Source organism: Flavobacterium orientale (genome assembly GCF_014638005.1).
Taxonomy (GTDB): Bacteria; Bacteroidota; Bacteroidia; order Flavobacteriales; family Flavobacteriaceae; genus Flavobacterium; species Flavobacterium orientale.
Window position 1 is genome coordinate 236,352 of record NZ_BMFG01000003.1, and the last position, 15,659, is coordinate 252,010.

15 protein-coding genes are annotated in these 15,659 nt (G+C 30.3%); all 15 read left to right on the forward strand.

Going from position 1 to position 15,659, the window contains the following annotated elements; translation table 11 throughout:
• A complete protein-coding gene (locus IEV15_RS05630; RefSeq protein WP_188361531.1) occupies positions 1 to 1,692 on the forward strand; it encodes a DUF6909 family protein in 1,692 nt (563 codons plus the stop codon).
• A gap of 7 nt (positions 1,693 to 1,699) precedes the next feature.
• The gene (locus IEV15_RS05635) at positions 1,700 to 2,695 is read left to right on the forward strand and encodes a hypothetical protein (protein ID WP_188361532.1); all 996 of its coding nucleotides are present in this window, start codon (positions 1,700 to 1,702) and stop codon (positions 2,693 to 2,695) included.
• Positions 2,692 to 3,549 (forward strand): glucose-1-phosphate thymidylyltransferase RfbA, encoded by an 858-nt coding sequence (rfbA, locus tag IEV15_RS05640; RefSeq protein WP_188361533.1) that lies wholly within the window; start codon positions 2,692 to 2,694, stop codon positions 3,547 to 3,549. Before IEV15_RS05635 ends, rfbA begins: the two co-directional genes overlap by 4 nt.
• A gap of 137 nt (positions 3,550 to 3,686) precedes the next feature.
• Positions 3,687 to 4,238 carry a dTDP-4-dehydrorhamnose 3,5-epimerase gene (gene rfbC, locus IEV15_RS05645; RefSeq protein WP_188361534.1) on the forward strand — a complete coding sequence of 184 codons (552 nt, stop codon included), beginning with the start codon at positions 3,687 to 3,689 and terminating at the stop codon, positions 4,236 to 4,238.
• Positions 4,232 to 5,083 carry a dTDP-4-dehydrorhamnose reductase gene (gene rfbD, locus IEV15_RS05650; protein ID WP_188361535.1) on the forward strand — a complete coding sequence of 284 codons (852 nt, stop codon included), beginning with the start codon at positions 4,232 to 4,234 and terminating at the stop codon, positions 5,081 to 5,083. The genes rfbC and rfbD overlap by 7 nt, the downstream gene beginning before the upstream one ends.
• A gap of 102 nt (positions 5,084 to 5,185) precedes the next feature.
• A complete protein-coding gene (locus tag IEV15_RS05655; RefSeq protein ID WP_188361536.1) occupies positions 5,186 to 6,124 on the forward strand; it encodes a glycosyltransferase family 2 protein in 939 nt (312 codons plus the stop codon).
• Positions 6,111 to 6,791, forward strand: coding sequence for a GNAT family N-acetyltransferase (locus IEV15_RS05660; RefSeq protein ID WP_188361537.1), 681 nt, complete (start codon positions 6,111 to 6,113; stop codon positions 6,789 to 6,791). Before IEV15_RS05655 ends, IEV15_RS05660 begins: the two co-directional genes overlap by 14 nt.
• Positions 6,788 to 7,918: a dTDP-4-amino-4,6-dideoxygalactose transaminase gene (rffA, locus tag IEV15_RS05665; RefSeq protein ID WP_188361538.1), complete on the forward strand. Its 1,131-nt coding sequence runs from the start codon at positions 6,788 to 6,790 to the stop codon at positions 7,916 to 7,918. The genes IEV15_RS05660 and rffA overlap by 4 nt, the downstream gene beginning before the upstream one ends.
• Positions 7,909 to 8,742, forward strand: coding sequence for a class I SAM-dependent methyltransferase (locus tag IEV15_RS05670; RefSeq protein WP_188361539.1), 834 nt, complete (start codon positions 7,909 to 7,911; stop codon positions 8,740 to 8,742). The genes rffA and IEV15_RS05670 overlap by 10 nt, the downstream gene beginning before the upstream one ends.
• Positions 8,739 to 10,568, forward strand: coding sequence for a glycosyltransferase family 39 protein (locus IEV15_RS05675; protein ID WP_188361540.1), 1,830 nt, complete (start codon positions 8,739 to 8,741; stop codon positions 10,566 to 10,568). Before IEV15_RS05670 ends, IEV15_RS05675 begins: the two co-directional genes overlap by 4 nt.
• 54 nt (positions 10,569 to 10,622) lie before the next feature.
• The gene (locus IEV15_RS05680; RefSeq protein ID WP_188361541.1) at positions 10,623 to 11,183 is read left to right on the forward strand and encodes a hypothetical protein; all 561 of its coding nucleotides are present in this window, start codon (positions 10,623 to 10,625) and stop codon (positions 11,181 to 11,183) included.
• A gap of 140 nt (positions 11,184 to 11,323) precedes the next feature.
• Positions 11,324 to 12,580 carry an oligosaccharide flippase family protein gene (locus IEV15_RS05685; RefSeq protein WP_188361542.1) on the forward strand — a complete coding sequence of 419 codons (1,257 nt, stop codon included), beginning with the start codon at positions 11,324 to 11,326 and terminating at the stop codon, positions 12,578 to 12,580.
• Positions 12,581 to 12,733: 153 nt separating this feature from the next.
• Positions 12,734 to 13,264 carry an acyltransferase gene (locus tag IEV15_RS05690; RefSeq protein WP_188361543.1) on the forward strand — a complete coding sequence of 177 codons (531 nt, stop codon included), beginning with the start codon at positions 12,734 to 12,736 and terminating at the stop codon, positions 13,262 to 13,264.
• Positions 13,264 to 14,487, forward strand: coding sequence for a hypothetical protein (locus IEV15_RS05695; protein WP_188361544.1), 1,224 nt, complete (start codon positions 13,264 to 13,266; stop codon positions 14,485 to 14,487). Before IEV15_RS05690 ends, IEV15_RS05695 begins: the two co-directional genes overlap by 1 nt.
• Positions 14,487 to 15,650: a glycosyltransferase family 4 protein gene (locus IEV15_RS05700; protein WP_188361545.1), complete on the forward strand. Its 1,164-nt coding sequence runs from the start codon at positions 14,487 to 14,489 to the stop codon at positions 15,648 to 15,650. Before IEV15_RS05695 ends, IEV15_RS05700 begins: the two co-directional genes overlap by 1 nt.
• The last annotated feature ends 9 nt before the right edge of the window (positions 15,651 to 15,659 follow it).

Consider the following 15,659-nt stretch of genomic DNA (forward strand, 5'->3'; position numbering starts at 1 on the left):
ATGAAAGAAATAAAAAACATATCCCGTTCTCGGGCTCAGGAATCTTCTGCAGCTATAGAACGATTATACATTACGATGCGTCATTTGTTCAATCGTGGGTTTTATAAACCTATGGGGGTTTCGGGTGATACACTTAGAGAAGCGTTGTTATTATTGCGTCCAGAAATTTATGGAACTATTGCAGAAGAGAAAGTAGAATTAAACGGATTATTGTATGTAATAGAAAGATTACCTGTAGGAATTGAAGAATGTCGTTTTATCAATTTGACTTCGGATGAAGGTTATTCTAAATCACATTTTCAAGCCATTGTTCCACCCAAAAGAAGACGTAATTGTTATCGCATTGATGAAGAACAGATGAACGTTGAAATTACGCGAGGACGTTCAGATATTTATGATATTCTTACTCATTTAACTTTCATTTTTATAGAATCACATAAAATTAAAGATAGGGTTTTATTAGACGAAAATAATTTTGAAGTGACCCGTGATTGGGAAAAACTAGAACAAGTTGTTTTACAAAGCAAAAAACTAACTTTAATTGATAAAGAAAAAGCAATTTCACATGCTTCAAATATTTTAGGAAGACCTTTCTCTGAAGTGTTGGCCATTTATGATGATTTTGGAACCAAAGAAAAACCGGATAGATTTCTTCACATTATCTACTGGTTAGGAAAGTTAGCCATTGATGAGGTAATTCAAAACAACAAAAGAACCATTACATTCAGCCCAATTCTTAGAGAACGATTAGGACATCACATTCATGGTGAAATTTGGGCAACAAACATCAAAGAGGTTTTACTCAAAAACAATCTTATCAATAGACCTATTCACATTATTAGTGCGAATATGCACAGTGTGATGAATTCCATTTTTTCAAAACAAGCAATTGGTTCAAAATATAAAGGTGCAGATACCTATGCAATTTATGAAGATTTAAGCAAATCAGGAGCTAATGATTTGAGAGCAAAGGTGGAGACATTGGCGTTACAAAACGGCATGATTTCGTTACCGGATCAATCAGGAACCAATATTGATGTTCAAATTTTTGATATAGAAAAAGTAGATTTTTCAAAATCAGATTTTTCTAAGGCAAACTTCAAAGAAGAAAAACCGGTAATCATTGTTATGGATTACGCCTTTGGTGAGCAAGCCTATGAAACCATTGATGAGTTGTTAAAACCTTTTAAATCAGGAAAAGAAAAGACCCATTTAAATGTAGAATCAGTTTCTATCATGGGAAAAGCCGGAATTTTAGAGGGTGGAAAAGGAGATATCATGATTCCGAATGCTCACATCAATGAAGGTACGGCAGATAATTATCCGTTTAAAAATGAATTAACCAAAAAAATGTTTGATGGAAATGGTATTCCTGTTTGTGCCGGACCAATGGTTACAGTTTTAGGAACATCATTACAAAACAAAGATTTATTAAAGTTTTTTCATGATTCCACCTGGGGCGTTATTGGTTTAGAAATGGAAGGAGCTTATTATCAAAAAGCAATTCAATCGGCATCAAAAATCAGAAAAAGTATACATCCTGACGTAAAAGTGCGTTATGCTTATTATGCTTCAGATAATCCTTTAGAAACAGGAAGCACGCTTGCTTCAGGAGGATTAGGAACTACCGGAGTTAAACCTACTTATCTGATTACAATTAAAATATTAGAACAAATTTTTAATATAAAATAACTAATTTATGAGTTCAACACCACAGCAAAACGACGACAATCAAGAAATTGATTTAAGTGAAATTTCAAAAAAAATTTCCAATGCCTTTGAAGGATTTTTAATGTTCTTTTTTAATTGGATATTATTCTTAAAAAGAAACCTTATCTGGGTGGTTTCTTTATTTGTTATTGGAGTCGGTTTGGGTTTTTATTTGGATAAAACAACAAATATCTATGACAATCAAGTAATTGTGATGCCCAATTTCGGTTCAAATGATTATCTGTATTCAAAAGTGGAACAATTGAATGCAAAAATTAAAGAGGATGATACTATTTTCTTAAAAAAAATTGGGATAAAAAATGTTTCTAAATTAAAAAAAATTGAAATTGAACCCATTAATGATGTTTACAGATTTATAAGCAATAAAACTGAAAATTTTGATTTAATCAAATTAATGTCTGAAGACGGAAATATTCAAAAAATATTAGAAGATAAAGTAACCAGTAAAAATTATCCTTATCACAGGATAAAGTTTGTTACCTCTGAAAGAACTACTGATGAAAAGACAAAACAACCTATTTTGAGTTTTTTAAATGATTCCGATTATTTTAAAATAATACAAAATCAGATAATAAATAATACAAACCTTAACATAAAATTGAACGAACAGATGCTGGAACAAATTGACGGAATTTTAGCAGAATTCTCTAGTTCGTTAGACGCATCGGCATTAAAAAGCGACAGATTGGTATATTATAACAATGAGAACTCTCAATTAAATGATGTATTAAAAACTAAAGAAAATTTGATTAAAGAGCAATCAGATTTAAAAGTTCATCGCTTAAATATCGATAAAATAATTAAGGAATTAAGTAGCACTTTAAATAATAAAAACACCAAGTCTGTAAACGGTAAGTTAAAATATATTTTACCAATTCTTTTCGTATTCGGATTTATTATTATAAGTCTGTTGTCTCATTTTTATAAAAGACAACAACAAAAATTAGCAAACGCTGAAAAATGAAAGGAATTATATTAGCAGGAGGTTCAGGCACAAGATTACATCCACTCACTTTGGCAGTAAGCAAGCAGTTGATGCCTATTTATGACAAACCCATGATTTATTATCCGTTGTCAACTTTAATGTGGGCAGGAATAAGTGAAATTTTAATAATTTCTACACCACATGATTTGCCTTTGTTTCGTCAGCTTTTGGGAGATGGAAGTAAGTTGGGATGTCGTTTTGAATATGCTGTACAAGAACATCCAAATGGTTTAGCAGAAGCTTTTATTATTGGAAAAGAGTTTGTTGGAAACGATAAAGTTGCTCTAATCTTAGGCGATAATATTTTTTATGGAACCGGTTTAGCCGAATTGTTGCAAAAAAACAATGATCCAAATGGTGGAATTATCTATGCTTATCACGTTTTGGATCCAGAACGATATGGTGTAGTTGATTTTGATAAAAACGGAAAAGTATTATCTATTGAAGAAAAGCCCGAGCATCCCAAGTCAAACTATGCAGTACCTGGAATTTATTTTTATGATAATACTGTATTGGATATTGCAGCTAATATTAAGCCCAGTCATAGAAGAGAATTAGAAATTACTGATGTAAATAAAGAATATCTGAATCGTGGAAATCTTCAAGTGAGTATTCTTGATAGAGGCACCGCATGGTTAGACACCGGAACTTTTCAATCATTAATGCAAGCCGGACAATTTGTTCAAGTAATTGAAGAACGTCAAGGTTTAAAAATTGGAGCCATTGAAGAAGCGGCCCTTAAAATGGGCTTCATTGATGCTAATCAATTAAAGAAAATAGCCGAACCGCTCTTAAAAAGTGGTTATGGAACACATTTAATGAGTTTAATTTAAAAATTTAAACCAGACTGATAGTTTTTAGAACACAGATTTTAGAAATTAAAATAAATTGTACAAATTATTTTTCAGATTATAGCAATTACTTAAATCTGTGTTCAAAGAAGTTTTAATTCTAAATAACATAACCTAAGATGAAATTTACAGAAACCAAATTAAAAGGTTGTTTTATATTAGAACCTAATGTCATTCGTGACGAACGCGGCTATTTCATGGAAAGTTTTAATGAACGAACGTTTCAAAATGCCTTAGAACAATCGGTTCATTTTGTGCAGGACAATCAATCTTTTTCTTCCAGAGGCGTTTTAAGAGGCTTGCATTATCAAACTGGTGAATTCGCTCAAGCAAAATTAGTTCGCGTAATTCAAGGCGAAGTGTTGGATGTAGCTGTTGATATCAGACCTGGTTCTGCAACTTTTGGTCAATACGAAGCTGTTGTTTTATCTGCCAAAAACCAAAAACAATTTTTTGTACCCAGAGGTTTTGCACATGGATTTTTAGTACTGAGTGAAACCGCAACGTTTTTTTATAAATGTGATAATTTTTATAATAAAGAATCAGAAGGCGGAATTATTTATAACGATGAAACGATCGGAATAAATTGGAATTTAGATGCAGAGCAGCTAATCATTTCTGAGAAAGACACGCAATTACCAACATTAGCTAACGCCAAAAAAGCATGGTAGTTTTAGTTACAGGTGCTAAAGGACAATTAGGGCAAGTACTTCAATTCATTGCTCCAAAATATCCTGATGTTCAATTTGTTTTTTGTGATTCAAGCCAGCTAGACATAACTGACTTAAACAACATTAATCCACATTTTGAACAATACAAACCGAATTTTTGTATCAATGCAGCAGCGTATACCACGGTTGACAAAGCCGAAAGCGAACCGGAGAAAGCCCATTTGATTAATGTAATAGGAGCACAAAATTTAGCTGAGGTTTGCAAATATTTTGACACAATTTTACTTCACATCTCCACTGATTTTGTGTTTGATGGCACTAAAGATTCACCCTATACTGAAGAAGATACTCCCAATCCAACAGGAGTTTATGGTCAAACCAAATTAGATGGAGAAAAAGCTATTCAAGAAATTTGGGACAAACATTTTATCATACGAACGTCTTGGGTGTATTCGCAATTTGGAAACAACTTTATGAAAACCATGCTTCGTTTAGCAAATGAAAGAGATAAATTATCAGTGGTAAACGATCAGATAGGTACTCCAACTAATGCTGTCGATTTAGCAGAAGTTTTATTAAAGATTATTCAAACCAACAACCAACAACCAACAACTGACAAGTATGGCATCTACAACTTCTCCAACGAAGGTCAATGCAGTTGGTATAATTTTGCCCAAAAAATATTTGAATATAATAACGTCAAAATTGATTTAGAACCGATTCCAACAACAAGTTTTCCAACTCCGGCAAAAAGGCCGGCATTTAGTGTGTTGGATAAAAGAAAAATTAAAGATACATTTGGTGTTGAGGTAAAGAATTGGGAAACGAGTTTGAAAAATATTTAATTGTATTTTTAAAGGTAAATATACAAGTTTAATCAAATATTATATTTTGTAAAAAACTAAAATAAAGGAAACATTTTATAAACTTAACTAACAAATATCAACTTGAAATTATCAGTAGTTTCTCCTGTTTATAGAGCTGAAAAAGATTTAGAAGAACTTATCACAAGAATAAAAAAAGCTGTTTCATCAGACGTTTTTGCTCTTGAGATTATTCTTGTGGATGATTTCAGCCCAGACAATTCATGGATAGAAATTGAACGATTATCGGCAATTCATCCTGAAATAGTTGGAATTAAATTAAGTAGAAATTTCGGTCAACACTATGCTATAACTGCCGGTTTAGACCACATTAGTGGAGATTATGTTGTGGTGATGGATTGTGATTTGCAAGACAAACCGGAAGAAATCTCAAAATTATTAGAAAAAACAAAAGAAGGATTTGATATTGTTTTAGCCCGAAGATTTAACCGACAGGATTCGTTTCTTAAAAAATTATTTTCAAAAACATTTTATAAAACACTTGGCTATTTAACCGGATCAAAACAAGACGAAACGGTGGCTAATTTTGGGGTTTATAAGAAAAATGTCATCAAAGAAGTTTGCAATCTCAGAGAAAGCATTCGTTATTTTCCTACAATGGTCAAATGGGTTGGTTTTAAAACAGCCTATGTTGATGTGCAACACGCATCAAGACAACAAGGCGAATCAAATTATAATCTAAAAAAAATGCTCAATTTGGCATTGGACATTGTTTTAGCCTTTAGCGATAAACCCCTTCGTCTCATCATAAAACTAGGAATGACTATAGCTTTTATTTCTTTTTTAATGGCGGCTTATGCCATCTATAGTAAATTTTCGGGAGATGTTTCCGTTTCGGGTTATGCAAGTTTAATAACAAGTATTTGGTTTTTAAGCGGATGCATTTTAATAACTTTAGGAGTTATTGGTTTGTATGTTGGAAAAACATTTGAAGGTGTTAAAAACAGACCCATTTATATCATTGAAAAAAAAGTGAATGCTCAACAAAATGATAAAAGTTAAAAGACTAGATTGGGATTCAGATTTTTTTAATTTAGAAGTTGGAGAATTGATTATCGATACTTCAGATGCTTTTGAACTTGGTAATTTTGATTTAATTTATGTAAGATCAAATGAAAAAAAAGAAATTGAATTAAATGGTTTTGAAAAAACATACAGCGAAACTAAAGTCATCTATCAAAAAAGAATAGTAAATTCCAATCCAATAAATAATCAAGTAATTGAACTTTCTGAAACAAATTATTCTATAATCGAACTTAATCAATTGGCTTTTGAAAGCGGAAATCATAGCCGATTTAAACTTGATAATAGACTTGATAACAGAAAATTTGAAGAATTGTACGAATTGTGGGTAAAAAATTCAATAAATAAATCATTTGCTGATGAAGTTTTTGTCTATTTGCACGAAATAAAAATAGCAGGATTTGTTAGTTATAAAGTTGTTCACGATTATGCCACAATTGGTTTAATTGCCGTTTCTAAAGCGTTTCAAGGAAAAGGAATAGGAAAGGAACTGCTTTTTAAAGTTGAGAATGAATTAGTAGAAAAAGGAATTAATGAATTGAGAATTCCTACGCAAGAAGAAAATCATCAGGCTTGTGGATTTTATGAAAAGCTTGGATATAAAAAATTTGAAACAACCAACATAAGCCATTATTGGAGAAAATGATTCCATTTAACAAACCTTACCTAACCGGTAACGAAACAAAATACATCGAAGAAGCCGTAAAATCAGGAAAAATTTCAGGTAATGGAATTTTCACCAAAAAGTGCCAACATTTTTTTGAATCAAACTATGGTATAAAAAAGGCACTACTTACCACCTCTTGCACTGATGCACTTGAAATGGCTGCTATTTTAATCAACATCAAAGAAGGTGATGAAGTGATTATGCCATCGTATACCTTTGTATCAACAGCCAATGCCTTTGTTTTACGAGGTGCAAAGATTGTTTTTGTCGATAGTCGAAAAGATCATCCAAATTTAGATGAATCCAAACTTGAAGCATTGATTACACCCAAAACAAAAGCGATTGTTCCTGTTCATTATGCCGGAGTGGCTTGTGAAATGGACACCATAATGGCATTAGCAAAAAAACATAACCTTTTTGTAATTGAAGATGCCGCTCAAGCAGTTGATAGCTATTACACCGGAAAAGATGGTGTAAAAAAAGCGTTGGGTTCCATTGGGCATTTGGCCGCATTTTCATTTCACGAAACCAAAAACATTATTTCAGGCGAAGGAGGATTGTTGGCCATTAACGACGAGCAATTTGTAGACCGAGCAGAAATTATTTGGGAAAAAGGAACCAACCGTTCTGCTTTTTTTAGAGGAGAAGTTGATAAATATGGTTGGGTTGATATTGGAAGTTCCTTTTTGCCATCCGAAATTATTGCCGCTTTTCTTTGGGCACAACTAGAAAATCTCAAAAAAATTCAATCGGTAAGAAAATCGCATTGGGAAAATTATTATTCTAAACTAAGCGACTGGGCAACAGAAAATCAAATAGAATTGCCTAAAATCCCAAGTTATGGAACCAATAACGCTCACATGTTTTATTTGGTTTGTAAAAGTTTAGAACAAAGAACAGCTTTATTGGAATATTTAAAAAAGAATGAAATTTTGGCTGTTTTTCATTATATCAGTTTGCATAAAAGTCCGTTTTATCAAGTAATTTACAACGGAAATGAATTACCCGAAACGGATAAATTTACAGATACCTTGATGAGATTACCATTATATTATGAAGTTGAAACAGATTTCATAATAAAAAAAATAGCAAAAACATGGAAATAGAAAAATATACAAAAGGCTTATCATTAAAAGATGGAATATATTTTTCACAAAGAACTTCTGCCATATCCTATCCTGAAAAAGGAAATGAAGATTTTTTTAAAATAGAAGACCAAAGCTTCTGGTTTAAGCACAGAAACAGTTGCATTTATGAAGCTTTTAAAAAACATTCAACTTCTAATTTATTTTTTGATATAGGTGGAGGAAATGGTTTTGTGGCAAAATATTTAGAAGACAAAAAAATAGAAACAGCCTTAATAGAACCGGGAGTAAAAGGTTGCTTGAATGCAAAAAAAAGAGGGCTAAAAAACGTCATTTGTGCTACATTAGAAGAAGCAAATTTTGAAAATAACGTGCTACCAAATGTTGGATTATTTGATGTTGTAGAACACATCGAAGATGATTTAGTATTTTTAAAAATGATTTATAATTATACCCAAAATAACGGTTTAGTTTATATTACTGTACCAGCTTATAATTTTTTATGGTCAAACGAAGATAAAGATGCTGGACATTACAGAAGATATACAACACAATCTATTTCTGAAACTTTACTAAAAGCAGGATTTAAGATTGAGTATGCTTCTTATATTTTTTCTGCTTTACCCTTGCCTATTTTTTTATCGCGAAGCTTACCAAGCAAACTAGGTTTTAATAAAAAATCGGATGATTTTAATAAACATAAAAACGAACATAAAATCAAAAAAGGAATGATTCAATCAATAATGGATTATTTTTTAGAAAAAGAAGTTTCTAAAATAAAGGAAGGAAGAATAACCAATATAGGAAGTAGTTGTTTTATAATTGCAAAAAAAATAGAATCATGAAAAAGTTTTTTCAAGATAATTATATTCTAGTTGCTATATTATTTATAGCTACTATACTACGGTTATTTCATTTAAACTTTCAAAGTTTGTGGTTGGATGAAATTTTTACATTAAGCATTTCTAATCCAGAATTAACTTCTCAGGAGTTTTTTGATGAAATGCATTTACGAGAAGGTTTTCCTTATTTATACTTCTACATTCTTAAAGTATTCTATTTTATATTTGGTTATTCAGAATGGACGGCTAGGTTGGTTTCTGCATTGGCAGGAGTTGGTGGAGTTTATGCAATCTATCTTATGGGAAAAGAACTTATAAATAAAAACACAGGATTAATTGCAGCTCTGTTAGTAGCTTTTAATGAATATCATATATTTATTTCTCAAGATGCAAGGCCATACACTTTATATTTCTTTACTGTAATATTGTCATTTTATTCACTTGTACTTTTTCTTAAAAACCAAAATCTGAAAAATGCTTTACTTTATGGTCTTTTCACTGCTTTACTGCTCAACACTAATTTTTTTGGTTTACTAAATGTATTTACACAAATGTGTATCATTTTATTTTATTTTACAATTGTAAACCGTTCAGAAAAAATAAATTTATTAAAAAATTCATTAATAGCAGGAGTTATTGCATTATTGTTATTTCTACCCAATTATAAATTATTTCTTAAGCTTTTTGGGTTAAAATCATTTTGGGTTCCTGCACCGCAACCAGATACTATTTCTAATTTACTAATTGAATTTTTGGGGAATTTTGAAGTAACTAGATTTATTTTTTTAATGCTATTCATTTATTATATCATTACTGTTTTTAATGATAAGTCTGAGTTTCGGTTTTCAAAAATTAAAGAAAACAAACAACACTTTAGTTTTGTTTTATTTTTCGGTTGGTTTGGAATTTTTTCTGCTTTTCTTCTTATAAAATCATATACAGATATTTCTTTAATGTTACCAAGGTACTTTGTTAGTATCACTCCTGTTCTTTTTTTAGTGCTAGCCATTCCTATTGATAGGATAAAAAATAAAATGGTAAGGTTCACCATTGTTTTATCTATAATTACACTTTGTTTGATTAATCTATTTGTAATAAAAGAACATTATACAAAAGTAAGCAAAACACAGTTCCGAGAAATAACACAGGAGATTTTAAATAAAAATGAAAAGAATGATAAAATAGTTTCCAATTGGGCATGGTTATTTAATTATTACTTTAAATTAACAACTCAAAAGAACACTATTGAATCATCATTAGAAGTTTACGTTCAAAACATGATGAATGGTAAAGTTGACAATGGTTCATTTTGGTATGTGGATGCAAATCAAAGACCTTATGGTATTTCTCCTAATTTAGAAAACTATTTAAACGAAAATTTCATAGTCAAAGAAAATCTGGAATACTTTGATACTTGGGCAAAATATTATGTTTCTAAAAATCAAAACAACTCCTTTTTAAATTTGAATAATTTTAAACCTTCTTTATTTGATGGAAGTGGAGCAATGGTGTTTGTCGAAAATATGACATCATCTTACCCCGTTTTTACCCTTGAAAAAGGTAATTATATCATTACGATTAATGGAGTAAGCCTTCCTGCTGAGCCATTAAATAATGAGAATGCTCATTTTAAATTTTTAATCAACAACAAAATAATTAACGACTTTTATCTTGATAATAATCTCTCAAATAAAGGAGTTAGTTTTTCTTATAAACAAGAAGAAAATAGTCGTGTTAAAGTAGCAATAGAGTTTGATAATGATGCATTTGTTGATGGAATTGACAGAAACGCAATAATTCATTCTATCAAAATTGAAAAATCTAATTAAGTTTAATTTTGATAAAGAAAAAATACTAATTTTACACCTTAAAATTTAATTTAAATGAAAACTAAGATTTTTATTATTACGACATTAATTTGTATTTCTCTTACGTCTTGTAAAGGAGAAAAAGCTGAAGAAAAAGTTGATTCTTCAACGGAGTCAAAAATTGAATTACCAGAAATATTTTTTATAGAGTTGGATGTCCAAATTGCTCAAAAAGATGATTTTGCCGTTTATTACACTGAAGATGGCACCAATAATTTTACAGGAGAACAAGCAGCTTGGAGAGGTGTAACAGGTGGAACAGATTTTGAAAAAATAACTTTTCAATTACCTGAACCTGTTTTGCCAACTCAAATAAGGCTTGATTTTGGAATGAACAAGGAACAAGGAAATGTTGTTGTGAAAAACATTAAACTCACTTTCAAAGATCAAACATTTGAAATAAAAGGCTCCGATTTTTTTAATTATTTTATTCAAAATGAACTTTTTAAAACAAATGTAAATACTGAAAACGGAACGTTAGAAATTTTGAAGCAAGAAAGTAATTTTGTAACTCCGTATTTTTATCCTACACAAGAACTTATAGATCGTTTAGCTATCATTACAGGTCAAAAGTAACATAATTTAGTAGTTCAATGTTTTTTTAAAAACATAAGAACATATTAAATAAAAAGTATTCAAGATTATATTCAAAGTTCAAAATACACGTATTTTGAACTTTTGTTTTTTATATTTGATACATCATAAATATTCACGATTTGAATCAAAAAATTAAAAGTGCTATTAAAAGTGATTATTTTAAAAAATTCTCGATATATGGTTTCGGGCAGTTTTTTAATTTAGTAACTCCCTTACTTTTAATACCCTATATTGTTGGTGTTTGTGGTGAAGAAAATTTTGGGAAAGTATCTATTGCATTAGCGTTAAGTTTTTTTCTAATCGTATTTATCGATTACGGCTCAGAATTAGTTGGTGTAAGAGAGGTAACCATAAATCGAAATGATCAAAAAGGGCTGCAAAAAATTCTTTTAACTAATTTGTCTTCGCGATTTATTATTTTAATCACGTTATTAATTGTATCCTTTCTTCTCATTTTTGCGATACCGTATTTAAAAGAAGAATTTATTTTATTTTCATTTTCGCTCTTGGTTATTGTTGGTCAATACCTCAATCAGTCTTGGTTTCTTCAAGGAATTGACAATATTAATTGGATATCTATATCCACTATTGTTTCAAAAATTATTTATGTAATTGGCGTTTTGTTTTTGGTTACAGAAAAAGAAGATTACATCTATGTAAATTTATGTTTCGCTTTAGGAACAATTATCTCCAACGGAATATTCACGTATTTGATTTTTAAAAAGTATAACTTCAATTACCAGAAAATAAAGAAACAGGAAATAAAAGACTTCTTGCAAAGAGATTTCAAAATGTTTACCTCACAGATTTTTGTTGCAATTCAGCTTTATTCGCCGGTTATCTTGGTCGGATTTATTGGAGGTAATTTTATGGCAGGACAATACCGAATCGTAGAACAAATCATTATAACGTTTAAAACGTACATCTTTTTGTTCTTCAATTTTACCTATCCAAGAGTTTGTCACGATATTTATGAAAAACCAACCAAAGCCAGTAAAAATTGGTTGATTATCAACAGTATAAATGTTTTTTTTATAAGTTTTTTAATGTTGATTATCTGTTTTAATGCTGAGTTTATTATCAATTTCTTTAATTCCAGTAATGTGAACGAGCTTTCCAATTTGTTAAAAATTGCCGTTTTACTTCCTGTTTTATTAGCCATTTCAATTGGTTTAAAACAATTAGTACTTGGCTATAATTACCAAAAACAGTATGTTAGAGCAACTTCTGTTTCTGTAATTTTGAGTTTAATTCTAGTCATTTTCATGTTACCGGTTTTAAACCTTCTTGGCGTTTTTTATTCTCTCATCATAACCGAGGTAATTGTCATAATATTTTACTTATTTTGTATCAGGAAGCGAGCAAACCTTTTTTAACACAAAATGTTTAGAAAACAGTTACAAAAAATAGTCCATAAAGCTGGGAAATCATACCAAATTGATCCGAGCATTCCCGACCAGTTAATAATTAGATCTTTCTATGTTAGAGGATTAATGCTAGTGAGAGGTCTTCTTAAACTGAGAAAAAAAGTGTTTTTAGGAAGAAACGTAACGATTCTCAACAAATCAAATTTTGTTTTAGGCAAAAATGTTACCATCGAGAGTTATACTATTTTAGATGGATATGCTTCTCAAAAGATTTTTTTAGGGGATAATGCAAAAATTGGATCTTTCTCAAAATTACTCTCTACAAGCCATTTCTCAAAACTAGGCGTCGGATTAAAAATGGGGAACAATTCTGCCATAGGCGATTATACTCATTTTGGAGCACCTGGCGGAATTGAAATTGGCGATAATGTAATCATGGGATCTTATATTTCTTTTCACTCAGAAAACCATAATTTTTTAGACCCTTCTAAGTTAATTAGAGAACAAGGTGTAACCTCCAGAGGTATAAAATTAGGCAACAACATTTGGGTAGGTGCAAAAGTTACTTTTTTAGACGGTTGTGAGGTGGGAAATAATTCTGTTGTGGCTGCGGGTGCTGTTGTAAACGGAGTTTATCCAGATAATTCAGTCATAGGAGGAGTTCCAGCCAAAGTGATTAAAACCATTAGCTAATGAAAATCAGTATCCCAAACAATTGGTTTTATCAGCTGTTATTCGTAATGTGTATTGGGGTAACCTATTTAGATAGTTATGAACTTACATTTGGCGTTTGGTCCTTATCGTTCATATTGTCAATTTCAAGAAATTATGCGGTATCAATAATCAAGTTAATTATCCCTTATATTTTAATTATACTGATTGCTTTTATAGTAACTTGGAGGTATGAGTATGAATATTATTTTATAATTAGGGATATAACTTATTTAGGCAAGCCAATTTTAGGTTTTTTATTGGGATATCAACTTTGCAAAAAAAATCTAAAAAACGCTTTTGATTTAATTATTAATACTGGTTTATTTATTGCAATTTGTCACATCATAATTATAATTATAGCGATTGTTGTCTATAATGCTAGAACAGTTGCCGTTCTACGTCATTATTCAGGTTTCTTCAGTGATTATGAGATTTATACATTTATAATTTTATTATTTCACAATCAATTTGAGTTAAATTACTCCAAAAAGAAATTATGGATTTATACAATTGTCATCGGTTTTTCTGCCTTTATGTACTTGGCTAGAACTAATTTTATTCAGTTTTTAATTCTATTTTTAGCTCTTAAAGGTTTTTTGGTTTTAAACAAAAAATCTGTTGCGATTATAGGAAGTATTATTCTTCTCTCAATTGTTAGTTATACAGCTATATATAACTCAAATCCTAGAAGAAGTGCCGAAGGAATAGAGGGATTTCTTTACAAAATAAAAGTTGCTCCAATGGAAGCTTTTAAAACTAAAATTAATAGAGGAAATTGGAAAGAATTTCATGACAATTATCGTTCTTATGAAAACATTATGACTATAAGACAAGTTACAGGTGAAGGAACTGCAGCAACCCTTTTTGGAAAAGGATTGGGATCTAGAATAGATTTACGTCAAGAAGTCAGTTTAGGAGGAACGGAACAACGTTTTATTTCAATTTTACATAATGGTTTTATGATTGTTTTTCTAAAATCTGGTCTTTTGGGCTTGCTAATATATTCATTTACAATTATCTATTTTTTTAGAAAAGTTGAAAGCGATAATAATATGGTCAATCAAATAAACTTTCTTTTTCTGGGGACTGGAATTTTTCTGTTTGTTTCAAATTGGGTTTTTCTTGGGTTTTATAATCTCACAGAATCCAAATCAATACTTATAGGTTTTTTAATTGCCTATAGACAAAAACTTTTAAAATAATGAAAAGTATTCTTTTTATACATCAATCGGCTGAATTGTACGGTTCAGATAAAACAATTTTAATGTTTATTTCGAGTTTAGATAAACAAAAATACAAGTCAATTGTTGTACTTCCTTTTGATGGTCCTTTAAAAACGGAATTTGAGAAAAACGGAATTGAAGTGATTATTGCACCCGTTTTAAAGCTCTATCGCAAAATGTTTACGCCAAAAAATATAGTAAAATTTTTTAGTGAGCACAAACAAGGGTTAAAAAAGCTGGAAGAATTGCACAAAAAATACAAGTTTGATATTGTTTATTCTCATACGTTAGCTTCGTTAATCGGAATTGTTTTTGCCAAAAAGAACAAAATAAAACACCTATGGCATGTTCAAGAAATAATTGCTAAACCAAAATTGTTCAATAAAGGTTTTGTAAAGCTTTTGTTGATGAAATCTAACAATGTAGCGGTTTATGATTCAAAAACAACCATGGATTTTTGGATCAAAGGAAATAAAAAGTTAGCACAAAAATCGGAATTTGTTTGCAATGGATTAGACGTAAAACAAAAACCTGAACCAAATCCCGCAGATGTTAAAATCATTAGAAATCAATTTTTCAATGTTGATAAAAATGAATTAGTCATTGCACTTGTTGGGCGAATTAACAGCTGGAAGGGACAACAATTGCTTTTGGAAGCTTTTAATAAAATAGCTCCAAAATACAATACTATCAAATTAGTTTTCATCGGATCTGCTCCACCAAACCAAGAATTTTTTGAAACAGATTTAAAAGATAAAATTCAAAAATATAATCTTATAGAAAGAGTTATTATAATACCTTTTCAGGAAAATATTTGGCGTTTTTGGGATGCTATCGATATTGCGGTTGTTCCGTCCACTGAACCAGAACCATTTGGTATGGTTGCCATAGAAGCAATGCTTTCAAAAAAACCAGTTATTGCGGCAAATCATGGCGGTTTAACAGAAACGGTTGTTCATGAATACAACGGATTATTATTTACACCAAACAGTTCAGATGCATTGGCAAATTGCTTAGAAGAACTCATAAATAATGAAGAAAAGAGAAAATTATTTGGAGAAAATGGTTATGAAAGAACGATAAATCACTTTTCTTTAGAAAAACATGTAGAAAAATTTGAGTCAATTTTCAATAAAATGTAGACACGTCTT

Coding starts and splice junctions, on each gene's coding strand:
- IEV15_RS05630 (WP_188361531.1), top strand. CDS start 1: ATGAAAGAAATAAAAAACATATCCCGTTCTCGGGCTCAGGAATCTTCT.
- IEV15_RS05635 (WP_188361532.1), top strand. CDS start 1,700: ATGAGTTCAACACCACAGCAAAACGACGACAATCAAGAAATTGATTTA.
- rfbA (WP_188361533.1), top strand. CDS start 2,692: ATGAAAGGAATTATATTAGCAGGAGGTTCAGGCACAAGATTACATCCA.
- rfbC (WP_188361534.1), top strand. CDS start 3,687: ATGAAATTTACAGAAACCAAATTAAAAGGTTGTTTTATATTAGAACCT.
- rfbD (WP_188361535.1), top strand. CDS start 4,232: ATGGTAGTTTTAGTTACAGGTGCTAAAGGACAATTAGGGCAAGTACTT.
- IEV15_RS05660 (WP_188361537.1), top strand. CDS start 6,111: ATGATAAAAGTTAAAAGACTAGATTGGGATTCAGATTTTTTTAATTTA.
- rffA (WP_188361538.1), top strand. CDS start 6,788: ATGATTCCATTTAACAAACCTTACCTAACCGGTAACGAAACAAAATAC.
- IEV15_RS05670 (WP_188361539.1), top strand. CDS start 7,909: ATGGAAATAGAAAAATATACAAAAGGCTTATCATTAAAAGATGGAATA.
- IEV15_RS05675 (WP_188361540.1), top strand. CDS start 8,739: ATGAAAAAGTTTTTTCAAGATAATTATATTCTAGTTGCTATATTATTT.
- IEV15_RS05680 (WP_188361541.1), top strand. CDS start 10,623: ATGAAAACTAAGATTTTTATTATTACGACATTAATTTGTATTTCTCTT.
- IEV15_RS05695 (WP_188361544.1), top strand. CDS start 13,264: ATGAAAATCAGTATCCCAAACAATTGGTTTTATCAGCTGTTATTCGTA.
- IEV15_RS05700 (WP_188361545.1), top strand. CDS start 14,487: ATGAAAAGTATTCTTTTTATACATCAATCGGCTGAATTGTACGGTTCA.